At 71.6% G+C, this 14,217-nt stretch carries 14 protein-coding genes; all 14 read left to right on the top strand.

What is annotated here, in order from left to right; all coding sequences use genetic code 11:
• The first annotated feature begins 37 nt into the window (after positions 1 to 37).
• The 14 genes from ACIOGZ_RS17505 (at position 38) to ACIOGZ_RS17570 (ending at position 14,164) form a co-directional block, all read left to right on the top strand.
• The gene (locus ACIOGZ_RS17505) at positions 38 to 1,222 is read left to right on the top strand and encodes a glycosyltransferase family 4 protein (protein WP_363583064.1); all 1,185 of its coding nucleotides are present in this window, start codon (positions 38 to 40) and stop codon (positions 1,220 to 1,222) included.
• 84 nt (positions 1,223 to 1,306) lie between these two features.
• Entirely contained in the window at positions 1,307 to 1,672 is a 366-nt protein-coding gene (locus ACIOGZ_RS17510) for an isomerase (protein ID WP_363583066.1), read from the top strand.
• Between the two features lie 74 nt (positions 1,673 to 1,746).
• Entirely contained in the window at positions 1,747 to 2,247 is a 501-nt protein-coding gene (locus ACIOGZ_RS17515) for a hypothetical protein (protein ID WP_063350972.1), read from the top strand.
• Positions 2,248 to 2,375: 128 nt separating this feature from the next.
• Positions 2,376 to 3,287, top strand: coding sequence for a pyridoxal 5'-phosphate synthase lyase subunit PdxS (gene pdxS / locus ACIOGZ_RS17520; protein WP_063346811.1), 912 nt, complete (start codon positions 2,376 to 2,378; stop codon positions 3,285 to 3,287).
• Between the two features lie 90 nt (positions 3,288 to 3,377).
• Complete coding sequence (gene pdxT, locus ACIOGZ_RS17525) at positions 3,378 to 3,995, top strand: pyridoxal 5'-phosphate synthase glutaminase subunit PdxT (RefSeq protein WP_063350971.1); 618 nt, start codon at positions 3,378 to 3,380, stop codon at positions 3,993 to 3,995.
• 80 nt (positions 3,996 to 4,075) lie between these two features.
• Positions 4,076 to 4,834: a YebC/PmpR family DNA-binding transcriptional regulator gene (locus ACIOGZ_RS17530; RefSeq protein ID WP_363583070.1), complete on the top strand. Its 759-nt coding sequence runs from the start codon at positions 4,076 to 4,078 to the stop codon at positions 4,832 to 4,834.
• Positions 4,835 to 4,999: 165 nt separating this feature from the next.
• The gene (ruvC, locus tag ACIOGZ_RS17535) at positions 5,000 to 5,542 is read left to right on the top strand and encodes a crossover junction endodeoxyribonuclease RuvC (protein ID WP_363618240.1); all 543 of its coding nucleotides are present in this window, start codon (positions 5,000 to 5,002) and stop codon (positions 5,540 to 5,542) included.
• Positions 5,539 to 6,150, top strand: coding sequence for a Holliday junction branch migration protein RuvA (gene ruvA, locus ACIOGZ_RS17540; protein ID WP_363627471.1), 612 nt, complete (start codon positions 5,539 to 5,541; stop codon positions 6,148 to 6,150). Before ruvC ends, ruvA begins: the two co-directional genes overlap by 4 nt.
• 46 nt (positions 6,151 to 6,196) lie before the next feature.
• Positions 6,197 to 7,273 (top strand): Holliday junction branch migration DNA helicase RuvB, encoded by a 1,077-nt coding sequence (gene ruvB / locus ACIOGZ_RS17545; RefSeq protein ID WP_363627472.1) that lies wholly within the window; start codon positions 6,197 to 6,199, stop codon positions 7,271 to 7,273.
• A 259-nt stretch (positions 7,274 to 7,532) separates the two neighbouring features.
• The gene (yajC, locus tag ACIOGZ_RS17550; protein ID WP_363583076.1) at positions 7,533 to 7,940 is read left to right on the top strand and encodes a preprotein translocase subunit YajC; all 408 of its coding nucleotides are present in this window, start codon (positions 7,533 to 7,535) and stop codon (positions 7,938 to 7,940) included.
• 146 nt (positions 7,941 to 8,086) lie between these two features.
• Entirely contained in the window at positions 8,087 to 9,877 is a 1,791-nt protein-coding gene (gene secD, locus ACIOGZ_RS17555; RefSeq protein WP_400803616.1) for a protein translocase subunit SecD, read from the top strand.
• A gap of 4 nt (positions 9,878 to 9,881) precedes the next feature.
• The gene (secF, locus tag ACIOGZ_RS17560) at positions 9,882 to 10,979 is read left to right on the top strand and encodes a protein translocase subunit SecF (RefSeq protein WP_363583078.1); all 1,098 of its coding nucleotides are present in this window, start codon (positions 9,882 to 9,884) and stop codon (positions 10,977 to 10,979) included.
• A gap of 25 nt (positions 10,980 to 11,004) precedes the next feature.
• On the top strand, positions 11,005 to 11,556 hold the full coding sequence (locus ACIOGZ_RS17565; protein ID WP_363583080.1) for an adenine phosphoribosyltransferase: 552 nt from the start codon (positions 11,005 to 11,007) through the stop codon (positions 11,554 to 11,556).
• Positions 11,557 to 11,746: 190 nt separating this feature from the next.
• The gene (locus tag ACIOGZ_RS17570) at positions 11,747 to 14,164 is read left to right on the top strand and encodes a RelA/SpoT family protein (protein WP_400330135.1); all 2,418 of its coding nucleotides are present in this window, start codon (positions 11,747 to 11,749) and stop codon (positions 14,162 to 14,164) included.
• Positions 14,165 to 14,217: the final 53 nt, after the last annotated feature.

A 14,217-nucleotide genomic window follows, 5' to 3' on the forward strand; every position in this document is an offset into this window, starting at 1 on the left:
CGGCCAGCAGGAGTACCCGAAGGAGCATGAGGAACCCGTGAAGATCGGCATCGTCTGCCCGTACGACTGGGACGTCCCCGGTGGGGTGCAGTTCCACATCCGGGACCTGGCCGAGCACCTGATCGGTCTGGGCCACGAGGTCTCGGTGCTGTCGCCGGCCGAGGACGAGGAGGCGCTGCCGCCGTACGTGGTCGGCGCCGGGCGGGCGGTGGCGGTGCCGTACAACGGGTCGGTGGCGCGGCTGAGCTTCGGCGTCCTGTCGGCGGCGCGGACGCGGCGGTGGTTGCACGAGGGCCGGTTCGACATCCTGCACGTGCACGAGCCGGCCGCGCCGAGCGTGTCGATGCTGGCCGCCTGGTCGGCGTCCGGGCCGATGGTGGGGACGTTCCACACCTCCAACCCGCGCTCGCGGGCGATGATCGCGGCCTCGCCGATCCTGCAGCCCGGCCTGGAGAAGATGCGGGCCCGGATCGCGGTGTCGGAGTACGCCCGGCGGACGCTGGTGGAGCACCTGGGCGGCGACGCGGTGGTGATCCCGAACGGCGTGGACGTCGGCTTCTTCGCGGACGCCGAGCCGGATGAGCGCTGGTGCGGCGGTGCGGCGGCCGGGGAGCCGGGCACGATCGGCTTCGTCGGCCGCATCAACGAGCCGCGCAAGGGCCTGCCGACGCTGCTGGCGGCGCTGCCGAAGATCCTGGCCGAGCGGCCGGGCGTGCGGCTGCTGGTGGCGGGCAAGGGGGACGAGGAGGAGGCCGTCGCCGGCCTGGCGCCGGAGGTCCGCCGTCAGGTGGAGTTCCTCGGCATGGTGAGCGACCGCGACAAGGCCCGGCTGCTGCGCAGCGTGGACCTGTACGTGGCGCCGAACACCGGTGGCGAGAGCTTCGGGATCATCCTGGTCGAGGCGATGTCGGCGGGCGCCCCGGTGCTGGCCAGCGACCTGGACGCGTTCAAGCAGGTGCTGGACGGCGGGGACGCGGGCGAGCTGTTCCCGGTGGAGGACGCGGACGCGCTGGCCGCTGCGGCGCTGCGGCTGCTGGGCGATCCGGGGCGGCTGGGGGAGCTGAGCAAGGCCGCCTCGCGGTACGTGCGGCGGTTCGACTGGTCGACGGTCGGCGCGGACATCCTGGCGGTGTACGAGACGGTGGCGGCGGGGGCCGCGGCGGTGGTCGAGGAGGACGTGCGCGGCGGCCGGCGCGGCCGGTTCGGGCTGGCCCGGGACTGAGGCCGGCGGGCCCGGGACTTTTCCGGGGTGTCGGCGGCGTTAGGGTCGGTCGACCGTATTCGGGCACGACGCATGGGGGCACCGATGCCGCAGATCTCCGTCGACTACTCGCCGAGCCTGGCCGGCTCCTTCGACCGCCGGGCGCTGGGCGTGGCGATCAACCGGCTCGCGGTGGGGACGATCGACGCGAAGCCGGAGGCGTGCAAGACGCTGTTCCGGCAGAACGACGACTTCGTGGTGGGGGAGGGCGAGGGGGCCGCCGCGCAGGTGTACGTCGAGTTCCAGATCTTCCCGGGCCGTACGCCGGAGGCGAAGGCGGCGCTCAGCGAGGGCGTGCTGGCGCTGCTGGCGGAGCACGTCGCGCCGGCGCCGGGCACCCGGCTGCACACCGCGGTGAACGTCTCCGACATCGACCGCGGGTCCTACCGGAGCGCGAGCGCGGAGGGCTGAGCCGGTGACACCCGGTAGCGTTGCGCCCCGTGACTACCTGGATCTGGGCCGGCGTGGCCGTGGTGCTCTTCGGCATGTACCTGAGTTGGACGGCCGGTCGGTTGGACCGGCTGCACGCCAGGATCGACGCGGCGCGGGCCGCGTTGGACGCGCAGCTGGTCCGTCGGGCCTCGGTGGCGATGGAGCTGGCCACGTCCTCGCTGCTGGACCCGGCGGCCTCGCTGCTGCTGCTGGACGCGGCGCACGCGGCCCGGCAGGCCGAGGACGACCAGCGTGAGGTGGCGGAGAGCCAGCTGAGCCTGGCGCTGCGGGCGGTCTTCGCCGAGCCGGAGCAGGTGGCGGCGCTGGTGGCGGAGCCGGGCGGGGAGGACGCGGTGCGCGACCTGACGGCGGCGGTGCGCCGGGCGCCGATGGCGCGCCGGTTCCACAACGACGCGGTGCGGGCGGCGCGGGCGGTGCGCGAACACCGTCTGGTGCGGTACTTCCGGCTGGCGGGGAAGGCCCCGTTCCCGCTGGCGTTCGAGATGGACGATGCCCCGCCGCCCGCGCTCACGCCCGAAGGGGCACCCGCCTAGGCTGTGCTCGGATACGGCCCGTTTGTCGCATCCCGTCGTCCGGGCTGGACTTGGTGGCGCATGGTTGCGTCACCCGTTCCGCCTACCATAGGGCGATAGCACTGGTTCATCTTCGAGTGAGGTCTCACGTGTCCACCACCCCCACCACCGCAGACCAGCCGCAGATCGGTACCGCCCGGGTGAAGCGCGGCATGGCCGAGCAGCTCAAGGGCGGTGTGATCATGGACGTGGTCAACGCCGAGCAGGCCAAGATCGCCGAGGACGCCGGCGCGGTGGCCGTCATGGCGCTGGAGCGGGTTCCGGCCGACATCCGCAAGGACGGCGGCGTGGCCCGGATGTCCGACCCGAACATGATCGAGGAGATCATCGAGGCGGTCTCCATCCCGGTGATGGCCAAGTCGCGGATCGGTCACTTCGTCGAGGCCCAGGTCCTCCAGTCGCTCGGCGTCGACTACATCGACGAGTCCGAGGTGCTGACCCCGGCCGACGAGGTCAACCACTCCGACAAGTGGGCCTTCACCACCCCCTTCGTCTGTGGCGCCACCAACCTGGGCGAGGCCCTGCGCCGCATCGCCGAGGGCGCGGCCATGATCCGCTCGAAGGGCGAGGCCGGCACCGGCAACGTCGTCGAGGCCGTCCGCCACCTGCGCCAGATCAAGAACGAGATCGCCAAGCTGCGCGGCTTCGACAACAACGAGCTGTACGCCGCCGCCAAGGAGCTGCGCGCCCCGTACGAGCTCGTCAAGGAGGTCGCCGAGCTCGGCAAGCTGCCGGTCGTGCTGTTCTCCGCCGGTGGCGTGGCCACCCCGGCCGACGCCGCGCTGATGCGCCAGCTCGGCGCCGAGGGCGTCTTCGTCGGTTCGGGCATCTTCAAGTCGGGCGACCCGGCCAAGCGCGCCGCCGCCATCGTGAAGGCCACCACCTTCTTCGACGACCCGAAGATCATCGCGGACGCCTCCCGCAACCTCGGCGAGGCAATGGTCGGCATCAACTGCGACACCCTGCCGGAGACCGAGCGCTACGCCAACCGCGGCTGGTAGTCGCCCCTTGTGCCGGCCCGTCGCAGCGCCTCGGCGCGCGGCGGGCCGCGTCACGTACATCCGTAGAACGATCTAACGAGGTTGAAGACCGTGAGCACACCAGTCATCGGCGTCCTCGCCCTCCAGGGTGACGTCCGCGAGCACCTGGTCGCGCTGGCCGAGGCCGACGCGCTCGCCCGCCCGGTGCGCCGTGCCGAGGAGCTGGCCGAGGTCGACGCGCTGGTGATCCCCGGCGGGGAGTCCACCACCATGTCCAAGCTGGCGCTGCTGTTCGGCGTGATGGACCCGCTGCGCGAGCGGGTCGCCGCCGGGATGCCGGTGTACGGCACCTGCGCGGGAATGATCATGCTGGCCGACAAGATCCTGGACGGCCGGGACGACCAGGAGACCGTCGGCGGCATCGACATGACCGTGCGCCGCAACGCCTTCGGCCGCCAGAACGAGTCCTTCGAGTCCGGTGTCGCCTTCGAGGGCCTGGGCGACGCGCCGGTGCACGGCGTCTTCATCCGGGCCCCCTGGGTCGAGGGCGTCGGCGCGGGTGTCGAGGTGCTGGCCGAGCTGCCCGCCGCGGACGGTCCGGAGAGCCGGATCGTGGCCGTGCGCCAGGGCAACCTGCTGGCGACCTCCTTCCACCCGGAGCTCACCGGCGACCACCGCGTGCACGCCTACTTCGTCGCGATGGTCGAGGAGCACCTGGGGCGGCGCTGACCGTGTGCGCCTTTCCGGTGACGACACCGGTAAGATCTCATCTGTTTCATTTCCCTTTGGCGACGTAAAGGAGCTGGCGAATGTCCGGCCACTCTAAGTGGGCTACCACCAAGCACAAGAAGGCCGTGATCGACGCCAAGCGCGGCAAGCTCTTCGCCAAGATGATCAAGAACATCGAGGTGGCGGCGCGCACCGGCGGTCCCGACCCGGCCGGCAACCCGACCCTCTACGACGCCATCCAGAAGGCGAAGAAGAGCTCGGTCCCGATCGACAACATCAACCGCGCCGTCAAGCGCGGTGGCGGTCTGGAGGCCGGCGGCGCCGACTACCAGACCATCATGTACGAGGGCTACGGCCCGAACGGCGTCGCCGTCCTGATCGAGTGCCTCACCGACAACCGCAACCGCGCCGCCTCCGACGTGCGCGTCGCGATGACCCGCAACGGCGGCTCGATGGCCGACCCGGGCTCGGTGTCGTACCTGTTCACCCGCAAGGGCGTCGTGATCGTCCCCAAGGCTGACGGCGTGGACGAGGACAAGCTCTTCGAGGTCGTCCTCGACCAGGAGCCCGAGGAGATCAACGACCTCGGCGACTCGTTCGAGATCGTCTCCGAGGCCGCCAAGATGGTCGCCGTGCGCACCGCGCTGGTGGACGCCGGCGTCGACTACGACTCGGCCGAGGCCAACTTCCTCCCGAGCATGCAGGTCGAGCTGGACGTCGACGGCGCCCGCAAGATCCTCAAGCTGATCGACGTGCTGGAGGACAGCGACGACGTGCAGAACGTCTTCGCCAACTTCGACATCTCCGACGAGGTCGGTGCGCAGCTCGACGCCGAGTGATCGTTCTCACTCCCCGGCCCGGCGGTCTTCCGACCGCCGGGCCGGTGTCTTTGCGGGCGCTGTCGGACCCGGACGGTAGCCTTCGCAGGTCGCCCGCCGTGGGCCGGAGGGCGTGCCCGGGCCGGAGCGCCCGGAGGCGGGCGGCGACCAACGAGAGGCGGGGCTGTGGTACGGGTACTGGGCGTGGACCCGGGGCTGACCAGGTGCGGGATCGGCGTGGTCGAGGGTGCGCCGGGGCGGCCGCTGCGGATGGTCGGGGTCGGCGTGGTGCGCACCCCCGCCGAGGACGAGATCGGGCGGCGGCTGCTGCTGGTGGAGCAGGGCATGGAGGCCTGGCTCGACGAGCACGAGCCGGAGCTGGTCGCCGTCGAGCGGGTGTTCGCCCAGCACAACGTCCGGACGGTGATGGGCACCGCCCAGGCCAGCGCGGTCGCGATGCTCTGCGCCACCCGGCGCGGCATCCCGGTCACCCTGCACACCCCGAGCGAGGTCAAGGCCGCCGTCACCGGCTCCGGCCGGGCCGACAAGGCGCAGGTCACGGCCATGGTGCAGCGCCTGCTGCGGCTGGACGCCCCGCCCAAGCCCGCCGACGCCGCCGACGCGCTGGCGCTGGCCATCTGCCACATCTGGCGCGGCGGGGCGGTCAACCGCCTGGAGGCCGCGGTACGGGCGGCCCGCGCCACCCCCCTGAAAGGAAGCAGCCGGTGATCGCCTTCGTGCAAGGGCCCGTGGCGGCCATCTCCTCCGGACTCGCCGTGGTCGAGGTCGGCGGGGTCGGCATGGCCGTGCAGTGCACGCCGAACACGCTGGCCGGGCTCCGGCTGGGTGAGCCCGCCCGGCTCGCGACCTCGCTGGTGGTCCGGGAGGACTCGCTGACCCTGTTCGGCTTCGCGGACGACGACGAGCGCGCCGTCTTCGAGATCCTCCAGGCCGCGCCGGGCGTCGGCCCGAAGCTGGCGCAGGCGATCCTCGGGGTGCACAGCCCCGACGCGCTGCGGGCCGCGGTGGCCGGCGGCGACGAGAAGGCGCTGGTGGCCGTGCCCGGCATCGGGAAGGCGAAGGCCGCCAAGCTGCTGCTGGAGTACAAGGACAAGCTGGGAGCCCCGCACGGCGCGGTGCCGGCGCAGAAGCCGATCGCGAGCGGTCCGGCCCCCTGGAGCGAGCAGCTGCACTCGGCGCTGACCGGTCTCGGCTACGCTCCGCGCGAGGCGGACGAGGCGGTCGTGGCCGTCACCTCCGAGGCGGAGGCCCAGCAGACGCCGGACGTCGGCGCACTGCTCCGGCTCGCCCTGCGCGGCCTCAACCGATCCCGCTAAAGCCATCTGGCGATCTGTCCTCTTGTCGACTTTGGAGCATGTGCTGATGAGTCCGTACGACTCGGACCCGGGCGACCGGCTGGTGACGGCCGCCGCCGACGGGGAGGACCAGGCGGTCGAGGCGGCGCTGCGCCCCAAGGCGCTGGACGAGTTCATCGGTCAGGAGCGGGTGCGCGAGCAGCTGTCCCTGGTGCTCCAGGCGGCCCGCAAGCGCGGCAGCGCGCCCGACCACGTGCTGCTCAGCGGGCCGCCCGGGCTGGGCAAGACCACCCTGTCCATGATCATCGCCGCCGAGCTGGGCGCCCCGATCCGGATCACCTCCGGTCCGGCGATCCAGCACGCGGGGGACCTCGCGGCGATCCTCTCCTCGCTCGCCGAGGGCGAGGTGCTCTTCCTCGACGAGATCCATCGGATGTCCCGTCCGGCCGAGGAGATGCTCTACATGGCGATGGAGGACTTCCGGGTCGACGTGATCGTCGGCAAGGGCCCGGGCGCCACCGCCATCCCGCTGGAACTGCCGCCCTTCACCCTGGTCGGCGCCACCACCCGGGCCGGCCTGCTGCCGCCCCCGCTGCGCGACCGCTTCGGCTTCACCGGGCACATGGAGTTCTACGCCCCGGCCGAGCTCGAACGGGTGGTGCGCCGCTCGGCCACCCTGCTGGACGTGGAGATCGACCCGGCCGGCGCCGCCGAGATCGCCGGCCGCTCGCGGGGGACGCCGCGCATCGCCAACCGGCTGCTGCGCCGGGTCCGCGACTTCGCGCAGGTGCGGCACGACGGCCAGGTCACGGCGGAGATCGCCGCCCGGGCGCTGGACGTCTACGAGGTGGACGCCCGCGGTCTGGACCGGCTGGACCGCGCGGTGCTGACCGCGCTGCTGCGGCTGTTCGGCGGCGGGCCGGTCGGTTTGTCGACTCTCGCGGTCGCGGTGGGGGAGGAGTCCGAGACGGTCGAGGAGGTGGCGGAGCCCTTCCTGGTCCGCGAGGGCCTGCTCGCCCGGACCCCGCGCGGCCGGATCGCCACCGCGGCGGCCTGGCAGCACCTCGGGCTGACCCCGCCGGTCCAGGCCAACCGGGGCGCCGTGCCCGCGCAATCCGAACTCCTCCGGGCCGACGAGGGCTGAACGGGTGATCGCCGCCCGCCGGTTCCCGGGAGGCGTCCGATGCGCCACCCCGGTGAGTGGCCCGCGTGCGAGCCGGGGGCGAAGTCCGGGGAAACTGTGCAGGCGGAGGGTCGCCACTTTTGGCGGCAGGATGCGATGCTTGGCGTTGTCCGATCAGTTCGGGGTCGCCTAGACTCCGCCGGACCGCCCCGCTCACCTGACGGGCCGACCAATACCACACAGGCCGCCGGTCGGCGGCCCGTAAAGGACCCTGGCTGCAGTGAACTTCATCATCCTTCTCCTCCCGATCATCGCGATCGTGCTCATGTTCCGGTCGCAGAAGAAGCGCCAGTCGCAGATGCAGCAGATGCAGACCTCGCTGGAGCCAGGGGCGGGGGTGCGCACCATCGGCGGCCTGTACGCCCAGGTGAAGGCGGTCAACGAGGAGACCATCGAGCTGGAGATCGCGCCCGGCGTGGTCACCCACTTCACCAAGAGCGCGATCGCCGCTGTCCTGGACCCCCAGGAGTACGACGCGATCATCAACGGCCGCCCCGCCGATGACGAGCTGGCCGAGCCGGAGGCCGAGGACGCCGACGCCGAGCCGGTCGAGGACAAGCCGCTGACGCTCACCAAGGACGGCGGCGCCAAGGGCGACGTCGAGGGCGGGGCTCCCGCGAGCAAGTAGTACGGTCGGGCACCAGCCCGGCCGCGCGGCCCAGTGCCGCGAGCCCACAGGACCTCAGGGCCGCAGAACCGCCATGCCCCCGTCCCGCCACAAGCCGGACGGGGGTCCGGTTGGGGGAGTGGCATGGACAGGGAGAAACGAGCAAGGTGGCAACACCCAAGTCGCGCCCGCGCGACGGCTACCCAGGGCGGGCGCTGGCCCTCATCCTGGTCGTCACCGTCGGACTGGTCGCCCTCATGTTCGGGACGGGCCACACCAAGCCCCGGCTCGGAATCGACCTCGCCGGTGGCACCAGCATCACGCTGACCGCGAAGTCGACAGACCCCAAGGCGATCACCAAGTCCAACATGGACATCGCCACCGGGATCATCGAGCGCCGCGTCAACGGCATGGGTGTCTCCGAGGCGGAGGTGCAGACCCAGGGCGACAACACGATCATCGTGAACATCCCCAAGGGCGGCAACCAGCAGAACGCGGCGGACCAGGTGGGTACCACCGCCAAGCTGTTCTTCCGCCCGGTCCTGGCGGTGGCGCCCAGCGGCTTCACGCCGCCGGCGCCCACCGGCTCCCCCTCGGCCACCGGCACTCCGAGCGCGGCCCCGTCCGCCGGGTCCACCGCCTCGGCCGGCGCGAGCGCGTCCGGCACGCCCAGCGCGAGCGGCAGCAAGCAGGGCCGCCCGGCCGGTGAGGCGCTGGCCGCCGACGCCAGCCCGAGCGCCGCCGCGACGGGCGCGAGCACCGCCCCGAGCGCCGCCACCACGCCGTCCGCGCCCGCCACCCCGCCCAGCGCCGCGGACGTCAGCGCCGCGATGACCCAGGGCACCGTGCCGCCGGAGCTGGCCACGGCCTTCACCAACCTCGACTGCACCAAGCCGGAGGCCCGCGCGGCCCAGACCGGCCCCGAGGACAAGGCCGTCGTCGCCTGCTCGCAGAAGCCCGAGAACGGCTACTACGAGAAGCTCGTCCTCGGCCCCGTCGCCGTGAAGGGCTCGGACGTCTCCAAGGCCCAGCCGAGCCTCGACACCCAGACGGGTGCCGGCTGGCAGGTCCAGCTGCAGTTCAACGGCGCCGGCACCGACGCCTTCACCAAGGTCACCGGCCAGCTCGCCACCCAGGCCCCGCCGAACAACCAGTTCGCGATCGTGCTGGACAACCAGGTCGTCTCGCACCCCGAGGTCAAGAACGTGATCCCCGGCGGCAGTGCCGTGATCACCGGCCGCTTCAGCCAGGCCGAGGCGCAGGACCTGTCCAACGTGCTGGGCTACGGCGCCCTGCCGCTGGAATTCAGCAAGGGCGAGATCACCACCGTCTCCCCGGCGCTCGGCGGCGACCAGCTCATGGCCGGTCTGGTCGCAGGCGTGATCGGCATGCTGCTGGTGGTGCTCTACTCGCTGGTCTACTACCGCGGCCTCGGCCTGGTCTCGATCGCCGGTCTGCTCGTCTCGGCGGCCCTGACCTACTCGATCATGAGCCTGCTCGGCGCCGGGATCGGCTTCGCGCTGAACCTGCCCGCGGTCTGCGGTGCGATCGTCGCGATCGGCATCACCGCCGACTCCTTCATCGTCTACTTCGAGCGCATCCGCGACGAGGTCCGCGAGGGCGCCCCGCTGCGCCCGGCGGTCCAGCGGGCCTGGCCGCGCGCCCGGCGCACCATCCTGGTGTCGGACTTCGTGTCCTTCCTCTGTGCCGCCGTGCTCTACGTGGTCTCGGTCGGCAAGGTCCAGGGCTTCGCGTTCACCCTGGGGCTGACCACCGCGCTGGACGTCGTGGTGATCTTCCTCTTCACCAAGCCGGTGATCACGCTGCTGGCCCGGCGCAAGTTCTTCGCCAACGGTCACCCGTGGTCCGGCCTGGACCCGAAGCGGCTGGGCGCCCGCCCGCCGCTGCGCAGCAGCCGTCGCCGTAGCCCCTCCTCTGCCGCCGTGAAGGAGGCCTGACACCGTGTCACGCTTCTCCAATCTGGGACACCGGCTCTACCAGGGCGAGGTCAGCTTCGACTTCGTCGGGCGCCGTAAGCTCTGGTACTCCATCTCCGGCGTGATCGTGCTGATCGCGGCGATCGGTCTGGCGATGGGCCTGCACCTGGGCATCGAGTTCAAGGGCGGCTCGGTCTACACCGTGACCAAGCCGGGGCTGACCGTCTCGCAGGCGCAGGAGACGTCCGACAAGATCGTCTCCTCGCACCCGCTGGTGCAGTCGACCGACAACGGCAAGATCCGCATCCAGGTCAGCACCGAGGAGCCGAAGAGCTCGGACGAGATCCGCGCTCAGCTCTCCGAGAAGCTGGCCGTGCCGCTGGACACCGTCGAGGCCCAGGTGATCGGCCCCAGCTGGGGCAAGCAGATCTCCTCGAAGGCGCTCACCGGCCTGATCATCTTCATGGTCCTGGTGACGGTCTACCTGGCGATCGCCTTCGAGTGGCGGATGGCGGTGGCGGCCCTGGTCGCCCTCATCCACGACCTCCTGATCACCATCGGCGTGTACGCCCTGGTGGGCTTCGAGGTCACCCCCGGTACGGTGATCGGCTTCCTGACCATCCTCGGGTACTCGCTCTACGACACGGTCGTCGTCTTCGACACCGTGAAGGAGAACACCAAGGACCTCACCAAGCAGAACAAGCTCACCTACAGCGAGGCGGCCAACGCGGGCCTCAACCAGACCCTGGTGCGTTCGCTCAACACCACCGTGGTCGCCCTGCTCCCGGTCGCCGCGCTGCTGTTCATCGGCGGTGGCCTCCTGGGTGCCGGCACGCTGAACGACATCTCGCTGGCGCTGTTCATCGGCCTCGCGGCCGGTGCCTACTCGTCGATCTGCGTCGCCACTCCGCTGCTGGCGCAGCTCAAGGAGGAGCAGCCGGAGATGAAGGCGCTGCGCAAGCGGGTCCTGCAGCACCGGGCCGCGGCCGCTGCCAAGGCCGCCGGCGAGGTGCCGGCGGACGAGGAGATCGCGGACGAGGACCTGCCTGCGGGTATGGTCGGTCAGCGCGGCCGGGCGGCCGGCACCACGCGTGCCAAGGGCCGTCCGTCCACCAAGCGCTGAACCGACCCGATCGTAAGGACACGCCGTGACCACCGCCGACACCGCACTGGCCGATCTGTTGAACAGCCGGATCCGGGACGTCCCGGACTACCCGAAGCCGGGTGTGCTGTTCAAGGACATCGCGCCGCTGCTGGCCGACGCCGAGGCCTTCGGCGCCCTCACCAGGGCGCTGGCGGACCGGGCGCGGGAGCTCGGGGCGACCAAGGTGGTGGGCCTGGAGGCGCGCGGCTTCGTGCTGGCGGCTCCGGCGGCCTTCGCGGCCGGGCTCGGCTTCGTGCCGATCCGCAAGCAGGGCAAGCTGCCCGGTGAGGTGTTCCGGCGCTCGTACGAGCTGGAGTACGGCTCGGCGACGCTGGAGGTGCAGTGCGACGCCTTCGCGCCCGGTGAGCGGGTGCTGGTGGTGGACGACGTGCTGGCCACCGGTGGCACCATCGGCGCCTCGCTGGACCTGGTGAAGGAGGCCGGCGCCGAGCTGGTGGGCGTCGTGGTGCTGATGGAGCTGGGCTTCCTGGACGGCCGGGAACGGCTGTCCGGGCACCTGAACGGCGCCCCGCTGGAGACGCTGGTCACGGTCTGAGGGACCTGAACGAAGGGCGGCGGTCGGATCATCCGACCGCCGCCCTTCCGTTTCCGGCCCGGGTGGATGAACGCCGGGGCGCCCGGCTCGGTACCATGAAGATTCACCCCCTCCCGGTTGCGTCCGACCGTACGGGCCGCGGCAGGGGTCGGCCCCGGTGCCCCGAGGAGAGTCCTTGCCCGACGAGGTTGTGCCCACGGCCGAAGCGGCCGCCCCCGACAACCGTCCCACGCCCTCGGGGGCCACCCCGGCACGCCCGGCGCCGACCTCCTCGCGACCGACCGGCCCCACCGGGCGAGGCTCCTCCTCGGGTGGCATGCGTGCCCGCTTGGCCCGCCTCGGCGGCCAGCGCTCCAGCGTGCTCAACCCCGTGCTGGAGCCGCTGTTCCGGTCGATCCGGGCGAACGACCCGAAGGCCGACCCGGCGCTGCTGCGGGACATCGAGCGGGCCTACGCCGTCGCCGAGAAGTGGCACCGCGGGCAGAAGCGCAAGAGCGGCGACCCGTACATCACCCACCCGCTGGCGGTGGCCACCATCCTGGCCGAGCTGGGGATGGACGCCCCGACCCTGATGGCCGGGCTGCTGCACGACACCGTCGAGGACACCGACTACGGCCTGGAGACCCTGCGCAAGGACTTCGGCGACTCGGTGGCGCTGCTGGTGGACGGCGTCACCAAGCTGGACCGGGTCAAGTTCGGCGAAGCCGCGCAGGCCGAGACCGTCCGCAAGATGGTCGTCGCGATGGCCAAGGACCCGCGGGTCCTGGTGATCAAGCTGGCCGACCGCCTGCACAACATGCGCACGATGCGCTACCTCAAGCGGGAGAAGCAGGAGAAGAAGGCCCGCGAGACGCTGGAGATCTACGCCCCGCTGGCGCACCGGCTGGGCATGAACACCATCAAGTGGGAGCTGGAGGACCTCGCCTTCGCGATCCTCTACCCCAAGATGTACGACGAGATCGTCCGGCTGGTCGCCGAGCGCGCCCCCAAGCGGGACGAGTACCTGGCGACCGTCATCGACCAGGTCCAGGGGGACCTGCGCGGCGCCCGGATCACCGCCTCCGTCACCGGCCGGCCGAAGCACTACTACTCGGTCTACCAGAAGATGATCGTCCGGGGCCGGGACTTCGCCGAGATCTACGACCTGGTGGGCATCCGGGTCCTGGTCGACACCGTCCGCGACTGCTACGCGGCGCTGGGCACCATCCACGCGCGGTGGAACCCGGTGCCGGGGCGGTTCAAGGACTACATCGCGATGCCCAAGTTCAACATGTACCAGTCGCTGCACACGACGGTGATCGGCCCCGGCGGCAAGCCCGTCGAACTCCAGATCCGCACCTTCGACATGCACCGCCGGGCCGAGTACGGCATCGCCGCGCACTGGAAGTACAAGCAGCGCGCCGTGGCCGGCGCGTCCAAGGTCCGCACCGACACCCCGACCCAGGTCCGCAAGGACGACAAGGCCGGCGCCGTCAACGAGATGGCCTGGCTGCGGCAGCTGCTGGACTGGCAGAAGGAGACCGCCGACCCGGGCGAGTTCCTGGAGTCGCTGCGCTTCGACCTGGCCAGCAACGAGGTCTTCGTCTTCACGCCCAAGGGCGACGTGATAGCCCTGCCGGCCGGCGCGACCCCGGTCGACTTCGCCTTCGCGGTGCACACCGAGGTGGGCTACCGGACGATAGGGGCCCGGGTCAACGGGCGGCTGGTGCCGCTGGAGTCGACGCTGGAGAACGGCGACGCCGTCGAGGTGTTCACCTCCAAGGCGGAGAACGCCGGACCGTCCCGGGACTGGCTGGGCTTCGTCAAGTCGCCGCGCGCCCGCAACAAGATCCGCGCCTGGTTCTCCAAGGAGCGCCGCGAGGAGGCGATCGAGCACGGCAAGGAGGCGATCGTCCGGGCGATGCGCAAGCAGGGCCTGCCGATCCAGCGGATCCTGACCGGCGACTCGCTGGTCACCCTGGCCCACGAGATGCGCTACCCCGACATCTCCTCGCTCTACGCCGCGATCGGCGAGGGCCACGTCACCGCGCAGAACATCGTGCAGAAGCTGGTCCAGGCGCTCGGCGGCGAGGAGGGCGCCACCGAGGACCTCGCCGAGACCGCGACCCCGACGCACGACAACCGCCGGGCGGCGCGCCGCCGGGCCAAGGGCGACCCGGGCGTGATCGTCAAGGGCGTCGAGGACGTCTGGGTCAAGCTGTCCCGCTGCTGCACCCCGGTGCCGGGCGACCCGATCGTCGGCTTCGTGACCCGCGGCAACGGCGTCTCGGTGCACCGCGCCGACTGCGTCAACGTCGAGTCGCTGAGCCAGCAGCCCGAGCGGATGATCGACGTCGAGTGGGCCGCCACCCAGTCCTCGGTGTTCCTGGTGGCCATCCAGGTCGAGGCGCTGGACCGCTCCCGGCTGCTCTCGGACGTCACCCGGGTGCTCTCAGACCAGCACGTCAACATCCTGTCGGCGGCGGTGCAGACCTCCCGCGACCGGGTCGCGATGAGCCGCTTCACCTTCGAGATGGGCGACCCGAAGCACCTCGGCCACGTGCTCAAGGCCGTGCGCGGTGTCGAGGGCGTCTACGACGTCTACCGCGTCACCTCGGCCCGCAAGTAGCGCCCCGAGCGCGAGAGAGGGCCCCGGGAGATCCCGGGGCCCTCTCTCGCGCG

The organism is Kitasatospora sp. NPDC088160 (assembly GCF_044741445.1).
Lineage (GTDB): Bacteria > Actinomycetota > Actinomycetes > Streptomycetales > Streptomycetaceae > Kitasatospora.

Bases quoted from the DNA above. Each gene is read 5' to 3' on its own strand.
- ACIOGZ_RS17510 (WP_363583066.1), top strand. From the start codon at position 1,307: ATGCCGCAGATCTCCGTCGACTACTCGCCGAGCCTGGCCGGCTCCTTC.
- ACIOGZ_RS17515 (WP_063350972.1), top strand. From the start codon at position 1,747: ATGTACCTGAGTTGGACGGCCGGTCGGTTGGACCGGCTGCACGCCAGG.
- ACIOGZ_RS17530 (WP_363583070.1), top strand. From the start codon at position 4,076: ATGTCCGGCCACTCTAAGTGGGCTACCACCAAGCACAAGAAGGCCGTG.
- ruvB (WP_363627472.1), top strand. From the start codon at position 6,197: ATGAGTCCGTACGACTCGGACCCGGGCGACCGGCTGGTGACGGCCGCC.